This window comes from bacterium, from assembly GCA_029210545.1.
Lineage (GTDB): Bacteria > BMS3Abin14 > BMS3Abin14 > BMS3Abin14 > BMS3Abin14 > JARGFV01.
In genome coordinates this window covers 1-22155 of sequence record JARGFV010000021.1, presented here as the reverse complement: position 1 = coordinate 22155, position 22155 = coordinate 1, and the positions used below count along the sequence as shown (strand labels likewise).

Here is a 22155-nt window from a genome sequence, read left to right as displayed (position 1 = left end):
CTTCCACCTTTCACTTTCCACCTTTCACTTTCTTATAATCAGCCTGTACTCGCGCACCCCGTCGTCTTCGCCGCCGGCGCCCCGGCGGCAGGAGCTGACGCGTCACCTTCCGCGGCGGTTGCGGTCAGGGCGGGCTTCCTGCTGTACATGATCTCCTCGATCCGGGTGATGATGTTGCTCTCGTCGCCGTCGTTGTAACCCACCTTGCGGTACCGCTCATTGCCCTTCCTGTCGAACATGATCATGGTGGGAACAGTGGTTGTCTTAAAACTGTCAGGGACTGCTCCGCCAGGATCGACGAGGAACATGTCAAGGTCGAAATCGTAATACTCGAGATACCGGTACACCCTCGATTCCCCGCTCCGGTCGATGAAGGCGGCGACAACCGCCATGTCCCCCTTGTACTTGGCGCGGATCCAGTCCAGCGCCTTGAGTTCACTGATGCACGAGCCGCAGGTAGTGGAGGTGACCACCAGGATGTTGACCTTGGCCATGAGGATGTCATTGAAATTTTTCTGCTCCCCGCTCTTGAACTCCAGGAGGGAAAAGTCCGGGCGCTCCTCTTCCTGGGCCTGAACGCCGATAGACAAGGTGAGAAGAAAGGAGACGAGGATGAGAAGGCACAGGATGCGGACTGCTTTCAAACGGACACTCCTTGACGTCTGCCGCGTTGAGGTGGAAACCTCCCGATGTATAAAGAAGGTGAAACGGGATGTCAAGGTCCAAGGGCGGGAGGATCTGATCTCCTATCCCACATCTCAAATTCCAGGCATTTCTCGTTTGATTGAAAATTATCTGGTAGCTCTTTTTGAGATCTGAGATCCGGCCTAAATAATTTCCAGATTCGCGTACTTCGCGATAAGCTTTTTCTTCCCGCCCCTCGGGAAGTAGACGGTGATCCGGGCGTCGGGTCCGGACCCTTCCACGATCATCACCTGGCCCATCCCGAACATGGGGTGACGGACATCCATGCCGGGGCGCAGGCTGTCTGTTCCCTCCACCGGTTCCGGGACGAAGGTAAAATCTCCGATGGCCATCTTTCCTCCGGTGGAGACCGGTACCGATGGGGTCGATATGGCCGAGAGCGGATCGGTGATGCCTGGAATGGGGTAGGCGGTGTCCTCGGAAAGCTGCACGTTTTCCCCGGAAAGCTCGCTGAAGAATCTTGACGGTGAAGTGTTGTCGTACTGCCCGAACAGCCGCCTCCTGCGGGCCATGGTCAGAAAGAGCCGCTCCTTTGCCCGGGTCATGCCCACGTAGCACAGGCGCCTTTCCTCCTCCATCTCGGCCGGCTCTCCCTGGGCCCGGTAGTGGGGGAGCAGGTCTTCTTCCATGCCGGCCACGAAGACAACGGGGAACTCGAGCCCCTTGGCGGTGTGGAGGGTCATCAGGGTGACCGTTGAGCCGGCTTCCTGCCATTTGTCGATATCGGACACGAGGGAGATCTGGTCGAGGAACGCAGCCAGCGTCCGGACCGCGTCCATCTCCCCTGTGGGCGCTCCCGACAGGAAGTCGTCCACCACGGTGAGAAACTCCTGGAGGTTCTCCACCCGGGCCCTGGCCTCATCGGTCCCCTCGGTCTGCAGGGCTCTTAAGTAGCCTGTCTCATCGAGTACGGCCACCACGAACTCGTCCAGGGGCAGTCCGTCGGCAAGTTTACCCCGCAGGACGGCCATGGTCTCGAGGAAGCCGCCCATGGTTCCGGCGGTTTTACCCTTGATCGTCCCCCCGTCCAGGGCAAAGGATACGGCCTCTTCCGGGATCCGGCCTTCCGTCCCGGCCTTTCTCACCTTCTCTACGGAGACCTTGCCGATCCCCCTTGCCGGCGAATTGATGACCCGCTCGAAACTTCCCCAGTCCGCGGGGTTGAGGACGAGGCGGAGGTAGGAAATGACGTCCCTGATCTCCTTGCGGTCGTAGAACCTCACGCCGCCCACGATGACGTAGGGGATGTTCATCCTCCTGAAAGCATCCTCGATGGCGCGGGACTGGGCGTTGATCCTGTAGAATACCGCGAAGTCGCCGTGGGAAAAACTCTCCTTCCGGATCAGGTTGTGGATGGACGCGGCGATGAAATCCCCCTCCTCCCGTTCGTCCATGGCCGCGTAGGCCGTGACCTGCTGTCCGTCGGGCCGGATGGCCAGGAGTTCCTTCTCCTTGCGCCCGGTGTTCCTGGCGATGAGACAGGAGGCGGCGCCCAGGATGTGGCCGGTGGATCGATAGTTCTCGCCGAGGGTGACCACCTCCGCTTCGGGGAAGTCCTTCTCGAAATCCAGGATGTTGGTGATGTCGGCTCCCCGCCACCGGTAGATGCTCTGATCGTCGTCCCCTACCACGCACAGGTTCCGGTGCTTCGCCGAAAGTTGGCGAATGATCTGGTACTGGGCGTGGTTGGTATCCTGGTACTCGTCCACCAGGAGGTAGTGGATGAGGTTCTCGTAGGACCGCAGGACCTCGGGGCGCTCCTCGAAAAGCCGCCAGGTGAAAAGCAGCAGGTCATCGAAATCCAGGGCCTGGGATCTCCGGAGACCCTCCTCGTACATCCTGTATGCCTGCACCACCTTTTCCATGAGGTGATCCCGCCTCAACTCACCGTGCTCGATCATTTCGTCGGGCCCCAGAAGGGCGTTTTTGGCCCTGCTGATGAGGTAGGAAACCCGGCGGGGAGGCAGGACGCGGGCGTCGATGTTCATCCCGGCCAGGACCTCCTTGATGAGGCGGCTCGAGTCGTTGTCGTCGAAGATGGAGAAGTGCCTGCTGACCCCGAGGTTCTCGACGTGCTGACGAAGGATCCGGACGCAGGCCGAGTGGAAGGTGGAGATCCAGACGGAACGGCCTTCCTTGCCGGCGAGACTGATCACCCTCTCACGCATCTCCCCCGCGGCCTTGTTGGTGAAGGTCACGGCGAGGATGGCGTAGGGAGGGATCTTCCGCTCCTGGAGGAGGTAGGCGATCCGGTAGGTGATGACACGGGTCTTGCCGCTCCCGGCTCCGGCCAGCACGAGGAGGGGCCCGTCCGTCCGGGTGACCGCCATGCGCTGATTGGGGTTGAGGTCGTCGAGGGGAAAAAGGGTCCTACCCTGCTGTTTCATAATGGAAGATCGCCTTGTTGTATGCCGTGATGATGTCCCGGCGGGTGAGAATGCCCACCAGCTTCTTCGGGTCCCTGGCGTCCACCACCGGTAGCTGTTCGATGCTGCGGTAGGCAAGCTTGGCCAGGGCGTCCTTGAGGTTGTCCGAGGGGTTGACGGTGGTCACTGCATGGGTCGCAAGGTCACTTGCCACCACGAGGTGTTCCAGGTCCGGGTCGAAGACGTGCTGTCGGATATCCTGGAACGAAAGGATCCCGGTAAGCTGCCCCTTGCTGTCGACCACGGGGAAGTTGGAGAACTTGCTCATGGTGATGTGGTTCAGGATCTCCTGGAACCGCATGTTCTCGGGTATCACCTCCACCTCGGAGGTCATGGCGTCACGTACCTTGAGACTCTGAAGGACGTTGACCTCCTTGCCGGCTTCGATGGTGATCCCTTTCTGATGAAGGCGGATGGAGTAGATGGAGTGGGGAGACAGCCCCCTGATGACCAGGGTGCTCATGATGCACGCCACCATGATGGGCAGGATGATGTGGTAGTCGCCGGTGAGCTCGAACAGGATGAGGATGTTCGTCAGGGGCGCGTGGGCCGCGGCGGCTACCGTGGCTCCCATCCCGACAAGGGCGTAGGCTCCCTTGGTCGCGGTGACGCTGGGAAACAGGCTGTGGACGACACTGCCGAAGGTCCCGCCGAGCATGGCCCCGATGTAAAGAGAGGGCGCGAAGACTCCCCCCGAACCTCCCGAGCCGAGAGTCAGGGAGGTCGTGACCATCTTCAGGAAGAGGAGCCCGAACATCAGGGAGAATGCCATGTTGCCCATGAGGGCTTCGCTCATGGCTTCGTAACCGTTGCCGAAAAGCTGGGGGAACATGAGGCCGATCATACCGACCAGCAGTCCGCCGACGGCCGGCTTGAGCCAGGGGTGTACCGGGATGCGCTCCTCGAAGAAATGCTCGAACTTGTCCAGGGTGTGAATGAACAGGAGGGCAAAGAGCCCCGCCAGGAGGCCCAGGATGATATAGAAGACGATCTCCACGGGGCTTACAAGCTGGTACTGGGGAACGTGAAAGGCCGGCTCGTTGCCGTGGATGTAGCGGGCCGTTGTGGTGGCGATGACCGAAGACATGATCACCGGGCTGAAGGTGGCCACCTGCCAGTCGCCGAGGATGATCTCCAGGGCGAACAGGGCTCCTGCAATGGGGGCGTTGAAGGTGGCGGCGATGCCGCCCGCGGCTCCGCACCCGAGAAGGGTCCGCGTATTGTTGGCTGACATCCTGAAAACCTGTCCGGTGAAAGAGCCGATGGCGCTGCCGATCTGCGCGATGGGGCCCTCGCGGCCTGCCGAGCCCCCGGTGCCGATGGTCACGGCCGAAGCAATGGCCCGGATGAAGATCGTTCGGACCTTCAGGACACCGCCCTTGAGGACGACCGCCTCCATGACCTCGGGCACACCATGCCCCTTGGCCTCGGAGGGGAAGAGGGCGGAAATGGGGCCAAGGATGAGTCCGCCCAGGGCGGGGACCAGGGGAATGAAGATGCTCGTTATGTCCCCGGCCACGAACCCGCTGTATGAGCCCCACAGCGTCCACGCGCCCCCGCGGATAATGCCTATGAGGGCTATGAAGCCCACGGCGCCCAGGCCGCTTAAAAGGCCGATGAGCACCGCGAGGCCGATCATGATCGTACCCTCGGTGAACAGAAAATCGGTGTACCGGCGCCTGAGGTTCTGCCGGATCTCCGTGATGTTGCGGCTCGATGGAGACACTGGCTACTCCACGGTGACGCTCTTGGCCAGGTTCCTGGGCTGGTCCACGTCGGTGCCCTTGAGGACAGCGATATGATAGGCGAGAAGCTGCAGGGGGATGGTGGCCAGCACGGGTGTCAGGAGCGGGTCCGTTGCGGGGATGCGGATGAGGTGGTCGGCCTTTTCGAGGAGTTGGGGGTCCTCGTGATCGGTGAGGGCGATGACGATGCCGCCCCGCGCCTTGACCTCCTCCATGTTGGACAGGATCTTTTCGTAGACCTTGTCACCCGGGGCGAGGAACAGGACCGGCATGGTCTCGTCGATGAGGGCGATGGGTCCGTGCTTCATCTCTCCGGCCGGGTACCCTTCAGCGTGGATGTAGCTGATCTCCTTGAGTTTCAGCGCGCCTTCGAGGGCGATGGGGTAATTGATGCCCCTGCCCAGGTAGAGGAAGTCGGAGTGCTGGTAGAAAAGGCCGGCGAGCTCTTCAATGGCGCTGTCGGTCTCGAGGATCTTCTCGACCTGTTGAGGCAGGAGGATCAGGGCGTCCAGAATCTCCCTGGCCCGTTCCGGGTCCAGGACCCCTCTGCGGCGGCCCAGGTAAACGGCCAGGAGCGCGAGGCAGACGATCTGGGTGGTGAACGCTTTCGTCGAGGCTACCCCGATCTCGGGTCCGGCGTGGGTGTATAGGACATCGTCGGACTCCCTCGTGATCATGCTCCCCACCACGTTGCAGATGGAAAGGATGGTCGCCCCCTTGTCCCTGCACTCCCTCAGGGCGGCCAGGGTATCGGCCGTTTCACCCGACTGGGAGATGGCCACGGCGAGGGTGCGCTCCCCCACAATGGGGTTCCTGTAACGGAACTCGGATCCGTAATCCACCGTGGTCGGAACCTTGGCCAGTTCCTCGATGAGAAACTGGCCCACCAGTCCGGCGTGCCACGACGTCCCGCAGGCGACGGTGACGCACCGGTCGATCTTTTCGATAAACGCGCCGGTAAGGGAGATGTCATCCAGGGCGATCTGCCCGTTTTCCTCGAAATACCTGCCCCTGAGGGTGTCGGCCAGTGCTTCGGGCTGTTCGTGGATCTCCTTGAGCATGAAGTGCTTGAAACCGCCCTTTTCCGCCTGTATCGGATCCCATGGAACCGTGACCGGTTCGGGGGTGACCTCGTTCCCGTCCGGGCCTGTGAGCCGGATGCTGTCGGCGGTCACGACGCCCACCTGTCCGTCATCGAGGTAGATAAAACGGCGGGTGTGGTGGAGGATGGCCGGGATATCCGAGGCTACGAACATTTCCTGATTGCCGAGACCGATGACCAGGGGCGGTCCGCTGCGCGCCACCACGATAGTTCCGGGGTTGTCGGCGTGAAGGACGGCGAGGGCGTAGACCCCCGTCAGCTCCCCGAGGGATCTGGTAACCGCCGTTTCCAGGTCCCCGTCATAGTGGCTTTCAACGAGGTGGGCGATGGCCTCGGTATCTGTTTCGGAAACCATCCGGTGACCGGAACCGGACAGATTTTCCTTGATTTTCCGGTAGTTTTCGATGATCCCGTTGTGGACGACCACCAGCCGTCTGGAACAGTCCCGATGAGGATGGGCGTTCTCCTCGCTGGGTTTTCCGTGGGTGGCCCAGCGTGTGTGCCCCACGCCGGCGCTTCCGGAAAGGGGTTCCCTGCGCACGGCATCTTCGAGAGCGGCGATCTTGCCCACGCTGCGTCGCAGTGCCAGTTCGCCTTCACTGATGACGGCGATACCGGCCGAATCGTATCCCCGGTATTCAAGACGCCGCAGCCCATCCAGGAGGATCTCGGTGGCGTTCCGGCTGCCGATGTATCCGACGATCCCGCACATCAGTCTCTGTCCTCCCCTTCCGCGCCCGTCAGGCGTGCCCGTCTCCTGGCAGCCCAGCCCTCCTTGACAGACTGGTGAGCCCGGGATACCGCCAGGGCGTCGGGAGGAACATCCGCGGTAACGGTGGAGCCCGCGCCGACAAGGGATCCCTTGCCCAGGGTGACGGGAGCCACCAGCATGGTTCCGCTCCCCACGAACACCCCGTCCTCGATGACGGTCCGGTACTTGTTGAAGCCGTCGTAGTTGCAGGTCACGCAGCCGGCCCCGATGTTGACTCCCCGGCCCAGTTCGGCGTCTCCCACGTAGGTGAGGTGGGAAACCTTGCTTCCCTCGCCGATGATCGCTTTTTTTGTTTCCACGAAGTTGCCGATCCGTGCCGACGGGCCGATCTCGGAACCGGCACGAAGGTGGGCGAAGGGACCGACAGCCGCATCATCGCTGATGGCGGATCCGGTGATCACGCAGTATGGCCGGATCTCCACCCTGTCGCCGATGACGGTATCGGTAATGACTGCCCCCGGCCTGATGATGCACCCTGATCCGACGGAGCTTTGCCCGTGAAGGAAGACCGAGGGGTAGATCACGGTATCCGGACCCACGGTGACGGTATCGTCTATCCAGGTCCGCTCAGGGTCCACGATACGGACCCCTGCCGCCATCAGCTTTTCCAGGTGACTGCGGTTCATCTCTCTCTCCATTTCAGCCAGTTCCCTGAGCGTATTGATGCCCCGGGCCTCGTTCGGGTCCTCCAGGGTCCGGGTTGCCACGGTACGGCCGGTGGTGGCTGCTGTACCGATGATGTCTGTGAGATAATACTCTCCCTGCGCGTTGGCGTTTTTGAGCTTCGGCAGCTCCTCGCGCAGGAAGGCCGCGTCGAAGGCATAGACACCGAAATTGACCTCGTCGATATCCTCCTGGCCGGGTGCCAGATCACGGTGTTCCCTGATACCGGTGACCTTGCCGTCCTGGTCCCGTAGTATCCGGCCGTAGCCCGCCGGGTCGCCGATCCGCCCCGTGAGAACGCTTACGGCAGCCCCCTCCCCGGAAACCGCCTGGTACAGGCTGACAACGGTTCCGGTGCCCAGGCGCGGAACGTCACCGGACAGTACCGCCACGATATCCTCAGGCCCCTTCAGGCTGTCCAGACACTGTGCGACAGCGTGTCCTGTGCCGAGCTGAGGTTCCTGGATGACGACCTGGATCGGTTCTTTGCGCTGCGCGACGAGGTCCTGAACCTGCCCGCCTCCCTGCCCCGTCACCACGATGATCTTTCCAGGGTCAAGTCCCTGGGCTGCGTCAAGGACGTGGTCGAGCAGAGGGCGGCTCCTGAGTTCATGGAGGACCTTGGGGACGGAGGAACTCATCCTGGTCCCTTTCCCGGCGGCGAGGACGATGACGGCGAGAGAGGCAGTCTTGAAACTCATTCCTGGTGGGGGTTCTCCAGTCGGACCGGGGCGCCGGCCAGGATCAGGCACAAACGCTCTGAAAAAGCTCAAAAATCATATATCTCAGTAAGACGCAGGAGTGTCAAGGGGAACCCGAAATCCGCCATTGGTTTGGCCCGGAACAAAAAGGGTCCTACAGCGGATTTCGGGTGTCAGAACCCCTCGGTATCTGGGGTCTTGCGGCCTGTCTGTCGGTATCCGCCTGTTCCCAGCCGGCTGATTTCAAAGCTTTTCGCTTTGAAATCAGTTGGTCCCTCTGTTATCATTTCCAACTACGGGAATTTTTCCGGGGAAGGGATCATGGAAAACAGGATTCGAAGGCTGGAACAGGATATTCACAAGCTCAAGACTGCCTACGAACAGTATTTTTCCGGAATTGAACGCAGGCCGCCTGAAATGCTGGCTGAAAAAGTGGCAAGGGAGGTGCGCACCATGTCCTCTATAGCCATCACCAACACTGCCCTGAAGTTCAGGAACCAGCAGGTCATCTCCCGTTACAACACCTACCACCAGTACTGGCAGAAAAACCTCAGGGACCTGGAGGAGGGCAGGCGGCCGCGGCGCCAGATTCGCGGGAGTGCGTCTTCCGCGCCGGAAGCCCCGGCGGATGTGTTAGAGGTCTCAACCGGCGCAACGGAACACAACCAGATGGAAAAGCTGGTTTCCACTTTAAGCAGGGAGTATCAGAAAGTGGGCAACGGCAAGGGGCCTGACATGGCCAGGCTTCGTGAAGCTCTTGTACAGCAGACGAAAATGGTCCGGGAAAAGTATGGTGTGGATAAGGTGGTTTTCCGGGTCGTGAACGAGGAGGGCAAGGTGAAGATCAAGGCTGCCCCTTCCCGGAGGAGCAAACCATGACAAAACCGAAAGTGGGAGCCCTCCTGGAAAAGATCACACGCATCATCCCGGGGATCGCCGGGTACCAGGACAGGGAGAACCGTCGCGCCGCCGACCTCGCCGTCCGGGAAAAAGCCGCCGCCGAGGTGTCACGGTGCAGGGCCGGGCTTGCCGACTCCATGAACGACCTGTCCAGGTCGGGCGGGATGAGAAACCTGAGGGCCATCGGCAACCTGGAGAGGATCGTCACCAGGCTTGAGCGGATGGAGGACGAGATCCGGTATGCCCCCTCCGGATATGCCGGGTGGTTCGACCGGACGGGGATCACCCTGGAGGACCTGGAGCGCCTCTACGAGGTGGATCTCCTCCTTCTGGAAACATCGGTAGGACTGGCAGGGTGCGTAGGACAGGTGGAGGCCGTCGGCACCGGGCAGGATTGGACAGGTGATCTCGAACAGGCCCTGGACCGGTTGGCAGAGATATTCGACGGGCGAAGAAAGAGCATGGAAGAAAACGGTTAGAATCATCAACGCACCTGTGAGCGGTGCCCGGATAAGTGACTGGTCGATGGTGTCACTTATCCGTGAGGAAAGCGAAAATCACACTTTTCGATTTCCGTTGAGCGGGAAGTCCCGCCAGGACTTCTTGCGACCCTATCAATAGGAGACAACCAAGTGAGCCAGTTCATCGAGGTTCTCGAATGGGTCGATAACGTAGGGAAGGACATGGTCCACCGGATCCCCGTCGACGGGACCGGTGATATCAAGTTCGGTGCCCAGCTGGTCGTTAACGAGAACCAGACGGCCGTGTTCTTCCGGGACGGCCGGGCGCTGGATGTCCTGGGACCCGGGCGGCACACCCTCACCACCCAGAACCTGCCTCTCCTGACCAAGGCCCTGAGCCTTCCCTTCAACTTCAAGAGCCCCTTCAGGGTAGCGGTCTATTACGTCTCCATGAAGACCTTCACGAACCTGACCTGGGGCACCCGGGACCCCGTTGCTTTCCGGGACAAGGACCTGGGTATGGTGCGGCTCAGGGCCCACGGCAACTACACCATCAGGGTCGTCCAGCCCATGCTGTTCGTCAATGTGCTGGTGGGGACCCAGGGGATCTACACCACTGACGAGATCTCAGACTATCTGCGGGCGGTCATCATCTCCCGCCTCAACGACCTTCTGGGAGAGAACCTGGAGTCGATCCTCGACCTCGCGCAGGTCTACGAAGAGCTGGGCGCCGCAGCCAAAGCCAGGATCAGGGATGAGTTTCTCAAGTATGGTATCGAACTGCGCGACCTCATCATCCAGTCCATAACCCCTCCGGACGACGTCCAGAAGATTATCGACGAGCGCGGCAGCATGACAGCAGTCGGCGAAGGGGATTACCTCAGGTTCAAGGCCGCCCAGTTCATGGGCGATGCGGGGCAAGGGGAAGGCGGGGGAGGCGGCGCCGCGGAGTCCGGGATGGGGTTGGGACTTGGCGCCGGGTTAGGGATGATGGTGCCCGCCTTTTTAAGGTCTACCCTGGAGGGTGCGGGAAAGACAGCAGTATCCGCGGGTGACCCATGTCCCCAGTGCAAGGCCGCCCTTCCCGGTGACGCCAGGTTCTGTTTCCGCTGCGGCACACCCGTTGTCCGGGGCCAGGTATGCGGCGGCTGCAGCCAGGACCTGCCAGCGGATGCCCGTTTCTGCCATCAGTGCGGCCAGGAGGTCAAAAAAAAAACACCGGTCTGCTCGAAATGCGGCAACAAGGTCCCCCAGGGGGCAAGGTACTGCCTTCATTGCGGCGAGAAGATCGAGTAGGACCGCCCCGGTCCAGTGAACCTTTCCTGTTACGTCAGCCATCATTGTCCCCAGTGCGGCGGCGAAGTCACCTTCGACCAGCAGGCCACCGGAACGCGCTGCCGCTACTGCGGTGCGGGACTGATGATCATGGGCGCCCGCTCCGCCTGGCTGAGTTTTCTCATCAAGCCGAAGATCAGCGTGCAGGAGACCGCCCACCACGTCACCCGGATCGCCATGAAGAACGGGTGGAAACCGCCGCTGCTCCGGTCAGTCATGCCCTTTTATTGCCCCTTCTACAGAACGACGGGTCACGCCATCAGGTGGCTTCAGGGGCACAGGACGGTCCTGGAAGGAGATCCGGGGGTTGTTGAAAAGCTCCAGACTCGCGACCTCGATCTCATGAGGCCGGCCCACGAGGATCTTTCCCCCGGTCTTTTCTCTCCAGGCTACCGTGTCCAGTCCCTTCACCTGTACCTGGCCACCCGGGAAAACGCCGGCAAGATCCCCTTCGCCCCTATCCAGAGGGAAAGGGAAAAGCACAGCCGGAAGATGGAAGCGGATTTCTTCGACGGGATGCAGGATCCGGGGTTCAAGATCACCCGGGAGAAGAGGTTCCGGCTGTGGGAACAAAGCTCTATCCTTTTTTTTCCCCTCTCCCTTGTAGAGATCCGGGAAGGGCGCCAGATCCGCCTTATGCTCATCGACGCGGTGGGCGGGTCGCTGATCAGGCAGATCAGACACGAGGAGATGGAGACCCTCCTGGACAACCTCGACCTCAAGGAGAGCCGTTCTCCGGGTGAGACCCGCCTGAAACTGGCGCCCCTTATCTGTCCCGAGTGCGGCGGCGACCTGGATGACGATCCCGGTGCCCACCTGAGGTTCTGCAGGTCCTGCGCAAGGGGCTGGGAGGCAGCCGGCGGGAGGCTTCGGGAAAGAGAGTGCATGTGGGCGGGCAACAACCGGCCGGCCCGGGACGCGGCGACGACCTTTCTCCCCTTCTGGAAACGACAGGGAGAAGACCGGCACCTCTACGTTCCCGCCTTTTCGGTCCGGTCACCGAGGCTCCTTTACAACCTGACAGCCCGGTATTATCATGCCGATTTCCCGGCGGAACCGATCCCCTACGAAAGCCGGTTGGGGCTGCGGACCCTCCCGGTCGCTCTGCCGCCGGAAGGGGCGGACGAGATGGCCGATGTGGTGGCCGGGACAGGGCCCCGGGAACTTTTTAACAGGAAAGGAACCAGCCAGTCCCTGGTCCTGGTCCCCTTCCACCGCAGGGGGCCGGACCTGGTGGAGCCGTTCAAGGGCCTTGCGGTTCCGATCTCCACCCTGGGAGTCGAGATCTGATGGGTAATCTGATGGACTCAATATTGAGAAATTTGCCTGGACTCCATCCTGGCGGGCGGTCACGCCGACGGCGTGACCGCCAATTGCCAAATGGCTCCCGGAAACTCTACAGGAGACTTTTTGCGAGGTTATCAATGTCCCGCCTCATGCTGATCGTATCCATGACCCTTGGGGTGTCTGTTTCGATGTCTGGCGGAGCCATCTCCGGATCGGCGGACGAAACCGAACCGGCTCCCGTTGTGGTACAGATCACCGTGGACGGACCCATAAGCCCGGTGAGCGCCGATTACATTGAGAAACAGCTTGCGGCTGCCGCCGGGGAAGGTGCCGGGCTGCTGGTCCTGCGGCTCGATACGCCGGGGGGGCTCATGACCTCCACCAGGCAGATCGTGAAGGCCCTTTTCGCTGCCGAGATCCCGGTGGCGGTTTACGTCGCTCCTCCGGGGGCCCGCGCGGCCTCGGCGGGCGTTTTTATCACTATGGCGGCTCACGTGGCTGCCATGGCTCCCGGGACCAACATCGGGGCCGCTCACCCCGTGAACATCGGGGGGGGGAGTCCGTTTGGGGGGAAAAAGGAAAAACCCGAGGGGGAGAGTGGGCGAGAGGGGGAGGGGGAGCAAGGCCAGGAAGCGGGGAAACGGGGAAACGGGGAAGAACAGAAATCGGAACCGGAGTCCGGAGCGCCGGCTTCGGGTGACACCGATGTCATGGGGCAAAAGGTCCTCAACGACACGGTGGCTTTTGTCCGGTCCATCGCCGAAAGACATGGCCGCAACGCGGACTGGGCCGAGCGGGCAGTGCGTGAGAGCGTTTCGGTGACCGAGAACGAGGCTCTCAAGCTCAACGTCATCGACCTGGTCGCCGAGGATATGGATGAACTCCTCGAGGCAATGGAGGGGCGGGTGGTCACCGTTGCGGGCGAAGAGATCACCCTTGCCCTTGCCCGGGCCCGGGTCGTGGAGCGGCCTATGGGCTGGCGTCACCGGATCCTGGCCGCCCTTGCCGACCCCAACGTGTCCTACATCCTCATGATGCTGGGGATCTACGGCCTGTTCTTCGAACTCGCCAACCCGGGGGTCATCCTGCCCGGGGTGCTGGGCGGGATATGCCTCATCCTGGCTTTTTTCTCTTTCCAGGTCATTCCCATTAACTACGCCGGCTTGCTGTTCATCATGCTGGCGATCATCCTGTTCATCCTCGAGGTAAAGGTGGTGTCCTACGGGATGCTCACCGTCGGTGGAGCATTCGCGATGTTTCTGGGAAGCGTCATGCTTTTTGAAAGCGCTGACCCCTATCTTCAATTGTCCCGATCCCTGATTTTAGCTGCTACAATATTCTCAGCGGGATTTATTGTGGTCGGGCTGACGCTGGTCATGCGAACCCACAAGCGGAAACCCGTTACGGGGATCGAAGGGATGGCGGGTGCGGAAGGTGTCGCGACGACCGACCTGTCTCCCGAAGGGAAGGTCAGGGTCCATGGGGAGATCTGGTCAGCTGTCTGCGACCGGGAAGCCCCTGAAGGATCTAATATCAGAGTTGTCGATATCAAGGGGATGAAACTGCAAGTTGAGCTGATCAGAGAAGAGACGTAACGTAATCGCGTGCGTCTGTGAAGCGTGGCAGCGAAAACTGAAGCATTGACGCACCACGCCCACACGGACATACGAAAAACTCAGGGGGTGACAATGAGTATTGTTTTTGCTAATCCGGTCCTGTTTTTCCTTGTGCTGGTTATCCTGGCGGTGTTGGCGAGCATCAAGATCGTCACCGAATACGACAGGCTTGTCGTGTTCCGTTTCGGAAGACTGACGGGGTTCCGGGGGCCCGGGATCACAATTGTTGTTGTCCTTATCGAAAAAGCCGTCCGTGTCAGCCTGCGCCTGGTGACCATGGATGTGCCGCCCCAGGACATCATCACCAAGGACAACGTTTCGGTGAAGGTCAATGCGGTGGTCTATTTCAGGGTCATGGACCCCGGCAAGGCCATCGTGGAAGTGGAGGACTATTTCTACGCCACGAGCCAGCTTGCCCAGACCACCTTGCGGAGCGTCCTGGGCCAGTTCGAACTCGACGACCTGCTTTCCGAGAGGGAGAAGATCAACCACCAGCTCCAGGAGATCCTGGACACCGCCACCGACCCGTGGGGGGTCAAGGTGGCCAACGTGGAGATCAAGCACGTCGACCTCCCGCAGGAGATGCAGAGGGCCATGGCCAAGCAGGCCGAGGCCGAGCGGGAAAGAAGGGCCAAGGTCATCACTGCCGAAGGTGAGTTCCAGGCGGCCGACAAGCTGGCCCAGGCGGCCGACATCCTCTCCGTGAACCCCCAGTCCCTGCAGCTGAGATACCTGCAGACCCTGCGGGAGATCGCCACGGAGAACAACTCTACGACCCTCTTCCCCATCCCCATGGACCTTCTCAGCGGGTTCATGAAAATGGTCAAAAAGTCTTTAAAGGAAGAGAACTGACCTTTCGACGCGCTCCGCCCTTCGACCAGGCTCAGGGCCTGTGGCTTGCTCAGGGCAGGGAACCAAGAACCTGGTGCTACGAGCTAAGGGTTCAAACTTGATGGACTCGCGATAAGTTACGCTTGGACTTTTTGCGAACCTGTCAAACTTAGTTCATAGCTCATAGTACCCAGGAGTCTGAAACGGATAGTCCGACAGAGTCCTGGCTCTATTAAACCTACAGGAGGGATACACCGGAATGATACAGCTTTTCACCTCGTTTATCGCAGGCATCAGGTACTTTTTCATGGTCGCGGCCCTGGCCCTGGCTGTTCTGGCCCTCGGTTCCCTCGGCCGCGGGGTGATGGAGGTCGTGAGCCTGGCCGCCGGGTCCGGTTTTACGATGCGGCCCGGCAGCGGAGCCGAAGTGATTCCCTACTTCATCCGGGCCGCTTTCCTCTATTTCCTGGCTTCGGCCATCTGCTCCCTGTTCGTTGCCGAACCGCCGGTCCCACAGTGGATGCAGGTGAGGAACCTTTTCCAGTTCAGGGTCAAGGTCCTGACTTTCGTCGCCGTCATCCTGCCCCTGGCGTTCATGGGCAGGGTAATGGCGGCCGACCTGGCCGGGCCGGAAACCCTGTACTCGGGCGCCGGGGTGTTTCTCGTCCTTGTCGGGATCTTCCTGCTGGTCCGGTCGGGTGCTCCCTCCGGGGATGACAGCATGGCCCGGGAAGGGACCCGTCCTTCCGAGGACCGCGCCAGGAGCGACAGCCGGGCCAAGCCGGGTAAGGGACCCAGGGGAAAAGAAAAATTCGCGGGGAAGGAACCGGGCGGCGGGAAGACCGACGACTGGCTCGAAAAGCAGAAAGAAGGCCTCAGGTTCCAGAAGGAGAGCCTCGGGCAGGTGACAGACTCGAAAAGCCAGGGTGAGGGCGGTTCCCGTCAGGACGGGAGCGTCACTGTCCGTCCCGGTCCGAGGAGGCCGAGGGGAAGACGACGGTAGCCGCCGCGCCGCGGCGGATCACCTGACACGGTGACGCCGAGACGCGGAGACGCGGAGAAAAGATCTTTGTGTTACAATCTCTTTCCTGCAACCTGAAACCTGAAACTGGAGTTCCCATGCCAAAAGTCCATCTTGTCCACCCCAAGTTCCTCAGTGACGGCCTGCTCGCAGTGGAGCACGATTTTCTCCACAAGCTGTTCGAATCCCTTTCCTCGGAGAAGGGCGACACGTTGGAGCATCCAGACGCGTTCCGTTACAACGGACGGAGGGGACAGCTTTATATCCGGCACCGGAAACTTGCCGAAGAGATGGACCTGCGCGCCATCGAACACACGACACCCATCGATCGCAAGCAGATTGAAGTAGCGGAGTGGAGCGCCCCGGAAGTGGATGGAGGTGAGATCCTCAAGGAGGCCGATGAACTGCGGGAAGACGGCCGGGGGAAAGGATATGGGGGACGGGTGCCGCTGCCCTCCACCGGCTCCGCTGAGGATTACACCTGCCCCGATGATTTCACATCGGTGATCCTCGGTGTCCCGGAGGACGACATCCTGGTGGCGATGTGGAGGATAATGCGATTCCTGGTCATGGAACGGTCCTACAGCCGCTTCAGATCCCTGGCGGAGCTCCTCCAGGGCAAGCGGCGGGGCTCCATATGGATTCTCTTCGACCTCATGCTCGAGGAGGCCTATGCCCATCCCCATGACGAAAGGGCGCCTTCCATCGCCTACGAGTCTGTCTGGGAGATCCTGGAAAAACAGGCCACCGAAGAGGAAACTATCCGCTATAAGGAACTGGTCGGGGAACTCGTGCCCGGCAAGGTCAGCCTGGACATGCGCCGGTTCCTCGCATCTGTCACCGCCCGGCAGGATAATGAGGACCTGAAATACTCGGCGATACTGGCTCCCTATATTGATCAGTAATCAGTAATCAGTAATCAGAAATCAGTAATCAGAAATCAGGAGGAACCTCTGGCCGGAGCATTCGCTCCGGCTTTTTACCTGGCGACATTCCTGGACTGGGGAAAAGAGCTTGTACCGGCCTGGCTGACAAGAGCAGGATCTCGAATAAATGGGAATTTACGGATTGTTACATGGAGGACAAAGTGCTGCAGTTGTGCAGTACCGGTTTGTCAATTCTGATTCCTGTTTTCTGTTCTATTTGCACTGCTTCAGCATCAACCCCTTCAATTCTGCGGCCGCTTTCGGGCCCCAGGAACCCGCCTCGTAGGCGTGGAGCAGCCGCTCCTTTTCGCGGCACGTCTCGCACATATGGAGGATCGGCTCCATGAAACCCCAGGCCAGGTCGATCCCGTCCTGCCTCCAGAACAGCATCTGGTCGCCGTTCAAACAGTCCAGGAGGGCCTTTTCATAGGCCTCCAGGTGCGGCCCGGTGTAACCCTGCAGGTAATCGAAATCCATCCTGACCGTTCTCAGGCAGGTCCTGGCTCCCGGGCTTTTTGTGTTAAACGTCAGCGTGATGTGCTCCCTCGGCTGGATGCCCATGGTAAGAACGTTGGCAGAGGACGGTTCCCCCCCCGGCAGATCTTCGAACATTGTCAAGGGAGTCCCCCTGAACCTGATGGCGATCTCGGTGAGTTTCCCTTCCAGCCTTTTGCCGCTCGTGAGGTGGAACGGAACACCCTGCCATCGCGGGTTGTCGATGAAAAGCCGCATCATCCCGTAGGTCGGGGTTGTCGAGGCCGGGTCCACGCCTTCCTCCTCCAGGTATCCCCTGACAGGTTTGCCGTCCACCGTTCCGGGGCCATACTGCCCCAGGACGAGGTTCTCGAAGATGTTGTCCACGGGGAACGGGCGCAGGGATCGAAATACCTTCACCTTCTCGTCGTGGACCGCCTCCGATTCGAACCGGTTGGGCGGCTCCATGGCGGTCATGGCCAGGAGCTGCAGCATGTGGTTCTGGAACATGTCCCGCAGCACTCCGGCCTTATCGTAGTAGCCCGCGCGCTTTTCCACGCCAAGGGTCTCGGACGCGATGATATCCACGTGTTCGATGTGGTCGCGGTTCCAGAGCGGTTCGAAGATGGTATTGGCGAACCGGAACATCAGGATGTTCTGCACCGTTTCCTTGGCAAGGTAGTGGTCGATGCGGAAGACCTGGCTTTCGGCAAAGCTTTCATGGACGACCTTGTCCAGTCGCGCCGCTGAGGCGCGATCGCTGCCGTACGGTTTTTCCACCACGAGGCGTGTCCATCCTTTACCCTCTGCGCCCTGCCTGGAAAGGCCGCTTTCGCCGAGGAGTTTTGCCGTCATCCCGTAAAGGAACATGGGCAGGGCCAGGTAGAAGATCCGGTTGCCGCCGGTACCGCTGCTTTCATCCAGATCATCAAGGAACGCGGCCAGGTCAGCGTACGATCCCGGCGAGTCGTATTCGAGAGAGCGGTAGTGCAGGCGGGACGAGAACTGCTCACGTCGGGCCACTTCGGGGTCCTTTTCCCGGATCGCCGGCTCCATCTTCCGGCGGAACTGTTCGCTGGTCATGACTGTGCGTCCGCAGCCGACCACGGTGAACGGGTCCGGAAGCCCGTCCCTGGCAAAAAGGCTGTAAAGGGCGGGGATGAGCTTCCTTTCAGTGAGATCTCCGGAGGCGCCGATGATCACCACCGTGCACGGATCAACAGGCCGGTTCAGCAGGCACGAGACATTGGGAGCTTCCATGGTGGCATGGCCCTCCACAAGACTGGAGATTCCAGGTGGCATGTCAGTTTTTTTGTGATTGGCCATGCTGTGATCTCCAGTCTTGTCGGTGTCGGAGTGTCGGAGTGTCGGGGTTTTGGTGTGTCGGGGTGAAAACCCGAGGCTTCTTCTCCGATACACCGTTAATCCGTTCCACCGATCCATTGCCAGATATCCTGGGCTATGCCCTTCCTCTCCGATACTCCCATACCCCGTTACCCCGATACGTTACTTCTTTTTCACCCCGTGCCCCCCGAACTCCCTCCGCAGCGCCGCGAGGACCCGGTTGGAAAAGGAGCTTTCCTGCCGGGAGCGGAACCGGGCGAAGAGGGAGGCCGTGATCACCGGGGCGGGGACAGCAGTATCAAGAGCCTGCTGCACCGTCCAGCGCCCCTCACCTGAATCGTCCACGTGGCCGGTGATATCTTCCAGGCGGGCTTCTTTCGCGAAGGCGTCCTCGGCCAGTTCCAGGAGCCAGGAACGGATGACGCTGCCCTGGTTCCACAGGTGCGCCACCTGCGAATAGTCCAGCCCGGGGCCGTAGGGAGAAGCTTCCAGGATCTCGAACCCTTCTCCGTAGGCCTGCATCATCCCGTACTCGATCCCGTTGTGGACCATCTTGACGAAATGGCCGGCGCCCGGGCCGCCGCAGTAAAGGTATCCGTCTTCGGGCGCCAGGGTCTTGAAGAACGGTTCGAGGTGATCGTACTTCTCCCTCGGTCCGCCCACCATGGTGCAGTACCCGAGCTCAAGGCCCCAGATCCCTCCGGACACCCCGGCATCGATGTAGGAGACACCTGCCGGTTCGAGTTCAGCCGCCCGGCGGATGTCGTCCCTGTAGTAGCTGTTGCCCCCGTCGATGACGATGTCCCCGGGTTCCAGCAGCGGTTTGAGTTCCGTGATGGTGTCGTCCACCGGTTTTCCGGCCGGCAGCATGATCCAGACCGCCCTGGGGGGGAGGAGCTTCTCCACAACCTCGGCGAGGGTGTAGGCGGCGATCGCCCCTTCCCTGGCCAGTTTGTCCGTCTTGTCCCGGGAGCGGTTGTACGCGACCACGTCGTGGCCGCCTCCCATGAGCCGGCGGGCCATGTTCATCCCCATCCTCCCGAGGCCCAGCATAGCAAGCTGCATGTCAGAAACCTCCTTTTGGGCCGAGGGACCCTGCTTGTCCTCCGTAGCTTCAGCGAAGGAGGAAGTCACGCCAACGGCGTGATCAAAAAATATATTTTACAACTTTAGCATATTTGGAGGATACAGGGTTTTTGAAGCGAGGGGACGGCAAGATTGGCTGGGGATTGAGAGTCCAGGGGATCCGGGGACTCAACGCCGGACATGAAGCCCATGGCAGTTGTGGAATGGCTGCCTTGAAAGGGCCGCGTTATTCACCGCGCATAGGCTTCGTAGCTGTCCGGAGTGATGCCGTTGGGGGTGGCGGCCAGGGGATCGAGGGCACGGTCGTCGACTTTGACGTTAATGAGATAGGATTCGCCATCGGCGCAGAAATAACTGAAGGTGCCGGCCTGGAACCTGTATTGCTCCTCCGCGGCGGGCAGGTTCGCTTTCGGGATGACAGTTGAAAGTTGAGAAAAACCGTAGGCACCGACAGGATACCTGTTGACCCCGCTGTCTGTGGCGTAGGCGGCAAGGCACTCCTGTGGGGTCAGTTCTCACCTTTCACACTTTTGAGATTTCTTACGATAACTGGAAATATCAACGTATAGGACCTGTACTGCAGGGTCGGTACAAATCCTGGCTGGTGGAAAAAGCAGGTATTGGATCAGAATCTCCACTCAAAGAGGCGAAGTATCAGATCTTTTTAGGCTCCGATGCTTTCATTGCAGATACCTATACCCAGAGGGAGATCGGCGAATACCTCCAACTTCAGCCGGGCTACATCTCCCGAATCACCCTCAGATTAAGAAAAGTGTGAAAGGTGAGAAACTGACCCCACGGTTGCCCCCTCGGTCACTGACACTGAGGGGGCTCCCCTTTAAAAAACATTATAGACAGTGACCCGTTTAAGTAATATAATTGGGTCAACTTGTGACCCACTAGTGCAAGGCTACCGGGGCAAAATGTGACCCAATAAGGGGGCATAAATGGTTCAATACATATGGCAAACAAAGGACTGGCCCGGTTTGAGATGGAAAAGCGACGTCATCCTTCGTCCGCTTGGCATCTCACGTCAATTACAAGGAAGGCTCCTGGGAGAAGCTGACTACATTGGTCTTGAGATGAAAGCGGAAGTTTTGACGGAGGAAGCGTTCACGACCGCTGCCATAGAAGGAGAGAGGCTGGACAGAAACTCCGTCCGATCCTCGGTCGCGCGACGACTCGGATTGCCGACCGCCGGCCTGCCGCCTGCGGAAAGGCAGGTAGACGGGCTGGTTGAAATGCTCATTGACGCCACGACCAGGCACGATGAGAGACTGACGCCAAAAAGGCTCAAAGGATGGCACGCGGCGCTTTTCCCGACCGGCTACTCCGGCATGAACAAAATCCCTGTGGCTGATTGGCGCAAGGGATCAGAGCCGATGCGGGTAGTGTCCGGCCCTGTAGGGAAAGAGCGTGTTCACTACGAGGCTCCTCCCGCGGCTCGCCTCAAGGGGGAAATAGACCGGTTCCTCAGGTGGTGGCATTCATCGAGCGAACTGGATGGCCTTGTGCGTGCTGCGATGGCCCATATCTGGTTTGTGTCAATTCATCCCTTTGAGGATGGCAATGGACGCATTGCACGAGCTATCACCGATATGGCGTTAGCTCAAGATGAACGGAAGGACTTTCGCATGTACAGCATGTCCGCTCAAATAAACGCTGACCGCGATGAGTATTACGACATGCTTGAAAAGACTCAGAAGGGAGATGGAGAGATCACGGGCTGGCTATTGTGGTTTCTACAGTGTTTCAATAGAGCGATACAGAGATCTGAGGGGGAGGTAAGAGGCGCGCTGCAAAAAGTAAGATTCTGGCAGCAGTGGGCTGCCGTAGTATTTAACGAACGTCAAAAAAAGGTTGTCAATCGCTTACTTGATTCAGGTCCGGAAGGTTTTGAAGGAGGGCTGACCAACAGAAAATATAAGGGGATGACCAGGGTCAGTCGTGAGACCGCAAAAAGAGACATTTCGGATCTGGTCGAAAAGGGGGTCCTGATAAAAAATCCTGGCGCCGGCAGGAACGTCAGCTACCGCCTGTTATGGCCAGAGGACGAATAGGATCTATGTCGTAGCTACGATTTCACCTGTCGTTTTGTAGTTTCGGGATCAAAGGGGGAACTTGTCAATTCTTGACATTGTCGGGGGGTATTGCTCAATTCCCGGCCTGAACATCCCGCTGGAATTTTCAAGCGATTTTCGCCCTAATCCCTGATCTCGTATTCCCTGTCCTCCTTGAGCATTTTGAAGATTGTGCGGCACAAATGACGACCCAGTGCCCGAATCGCCTGATTGTGTTTCTTTCCTTCGGCGCGTTTCTTTTCATAGTTGCCCGGCGACAATTATACTTCCCTACTGACGACAATTACACTTCCCTAATGACCGGCGTTATTGAAGACTCTCCTTTAAGGAGGATGAGTTTTTATGATGACGCCAGACAGGAAAGTGAGGAAGTTAATGGAGGAGTATCAAAAGACCGGGAACCTGTCGAAGGCCGCGTTGCGATCGGATTTGGATCCTAAGACAGCTCGCAAGTATCTCAAGTCAGGGAAGTTGCCGTCGCAAATGCGAGTAGAGCATACCTGGAGAACGCGTTCGGATCCCTTTGAGCGGCACTGGGGGCTGTGTGAGGATATATTGGAAGACGCGTCAGAGTTGGAGGGCAAGTTTCTTTTCGATTGGTTGTGCGAACAGTATCCGGGCGAATATCAGGAAGGACAACTACGGACCTTCCAGCGTCGAGTTAGAGAGTGGCGAGCGT

Annotated in this window: 16 protein-coding genes; 9 read left to right on the top strand and 7 right to left on the bottom strand. The window is 59.7% G+C overall.

All coding sequences use genetic code 11. The annotated features are described in order from the left end of the window. Positions 1-38: 38 nt before the first annotated feature. The 5 genes from P1S46_03825 to glmU form a co-directional block, all read right to left on the bottom strand. A complete protein-coding gene (locus P1S46_03825) occupies positions 39-644 on the bottom strand; it encodes a TlpA disulfide reductase family protein (protein ID MDF1535616.1) in 606 nt (201 codons plus the stop codon). A 183-nt stretch (positions 645-827) separates the two neighbouring features. Further along, positions 828-3092, bottom strand: coding sequence for a DUF3553 domain-containing protein (locus P1S46_03820; protein MDF1535615.1), 2265 nt, complete (start codon positions 3090-3092; stop codon positions 828-830). Then, positions 3076-4857, bottom strand: a complete 1782-nt coding sequence (locus P1S46_03815) for a chloride channel protein (protein MDF1535614.1) — start codon at positions 4855-4857, stop codon at positions 3076-3078. The genes P1S46_03820 and P1S46_03815 overlap by 17 nt, the downstream gene beginning before the upstream one ends. Positions 4858-4860: 3 nt before the next feature. Next, positions 4861-6690 carry a glutamine--fructose-6-phosphate transaminase (isomerizing) gene (gene glmS / locus P1S46_03810; GenBank protein MDF1535613.1) on the bottom strand — a complete coding sequence of 610 codons (1830 nt, stop codon included), beginning with the start codon at positions 6688-6690 and terminating at the stop codon, positions 4861-4863. Further along, complete coding sequence (gene glmU / locus P1S46_03805) at positions 6690-8114, bottom strand: bifunctional UDP-N-acetylglucosamine diphosphorylase/glucosamine-1-phosphate N-acetyltransferase GlmU (protein ID MDF1535612.1); 1425 nt, start codon at positions 8112-8114, stop codon at positions 6690-6692. Before glmU ends, glmS begins: the two co-directional genes overlap by 1 nt. A gap of 321 nt (positions 8115-8435) precedes the next feature. On the opposite strand from glmU, the gene P1S46_03800 reads away from it, so the two are divergent. The 8 genes from P1S46_03800 to P1S46_03765 all read left to right on the top strand — a co-directional run bounded on the left by P1S46_03800 (position 8436) and on the right by P1S46_03765 (position 16470). Further along, positions 8436-8993: a hypothetical protein gene (locus P1S46_03800; GenBank protein MDF1535611.1), complete on the top strand. Its 558-nt coding sequence runs from the start codon at positions 8436-8438 to the stop codon at positions 8991-8993. Next, positions 8990-9493, top strand: a complete 504-nt coding sequence (locus tag P1S46_03795; protein MDF1535610.1) for a hypothetical protein — start codon at positions 8990-8992, stop codon at positions 9491-9493. Before P1S46_03800 ends, P1S46_03795 begins: the two co-directional genes overlap by 4 nt. A 153-nt stretch (positions 9494-9646) precedes the next feature. After that, positions 9647-10771: an SPFH domain-containing protein gene (locus tag P1S46_03790; protein ID MDF1535609.1), complete on the top strand. Its 1125-nt coding sequence runs from the start codon at positions 9647-9649 to the stop codon at positions 10769-10771. A 15-nt stretch (positions 10772-10786) separates the two neighbouring features. Next, entirely contained in the window at positions 10787-12100 is a 1314-nt protein-coding gene (locus P1S46_03785) for a hypothetical protein (protein MDF1535608.1), read from the top strand. A 134-nt stretch (positions 12101-12234) separates the two neighbouring features. Beyond that, the gene (locus P1S46_03780; GenBank protein ID MDF1535607.1) at positions 12235-13692 is read left to right on the top strand and encodes a nodulation protein NfeD; all 1458 of its coding nucleotides are present in this window, start codon (positions 12235-12237) and stop codon (positions 13690-13692) included. A gap of 93 nt (positions 13693-13785) precedes the next feature. Further along, the gene (locus P1S46_03775) at positions 13786-14565 is read left to right on the top strand and encodes a slipin family protein (GenBank protein ID MDF1535606.1); all 780 of its coding nucleotides are present in this window, start codon (positions 13786-13788) and stop codon (positions 14563-14565) included. 238 nt (positions 14566-14803) lie between these two features. Next, positions 14804-15547, top strand: a complete 744-nt coding sequence (locus P1S46_03770) for a hypothetical protein (protein MDF1535605.1) — start codon at positions 14804-14806, stop codon at positions 15545-15547. A gap of 116 nt (positions 15548-15663) precedes the next feature. Beyond that, complete coding sequence (locus P1S46_03765; protein ID MDF1535604.1) at positions 15664-16470, top strand: DUF1722 domain-containing protein; 807 nt, start codon at positions 15664-15666, stop codon at positions 16468-16470. A 234-nt stretch (positions 16471-16704) separates the two neighbouring features. On the opposite strand, the gene zwf is transcribed toward P1S46_03765, so the two are convergent. Both zwf and gnd read right to left on the bottom strand, forming a co-directional pair. Continuing rightward, positions 16705-18291, bottom strand: a complete 1587-nt coding sequence (gene zwf, locus P1S46_03760; GenBank protein MDF1535603.1) for a glucose-6-phosphate dehydrogenase — start codon at positions 18289-18291, stop codon at positions 16705-16707. 180 nt (positions 18292-18471) lie between these two features. Beyond that, positions 18472-19443, bottom strand: a complete 972-nt coding sequence (gnd, locus tag P1S46_03755) for a decarboxylating 6-phosphogluconate dehydrogenase (GenBank protein MDF1535602.1) — start codon at positions 19441-19443, stop codon at positions 18472-18474. Between the two features lie 899 nt (positions 19444-20342). Here gnd and P1S46_03750 point away from each other — a divergent pair. Beyond that, positions 20343-21455 (top strand): Fic family protein, encoded by a 1113-nt coding sequence (locus tag P1S46_03750; protein ID MDF1535601.1) that lies wholly within the window; start codon positions 20343-20345, stop codon positions 21453-21455. Positions 21456-22155 lie beyond the last annotated feature (700 nt).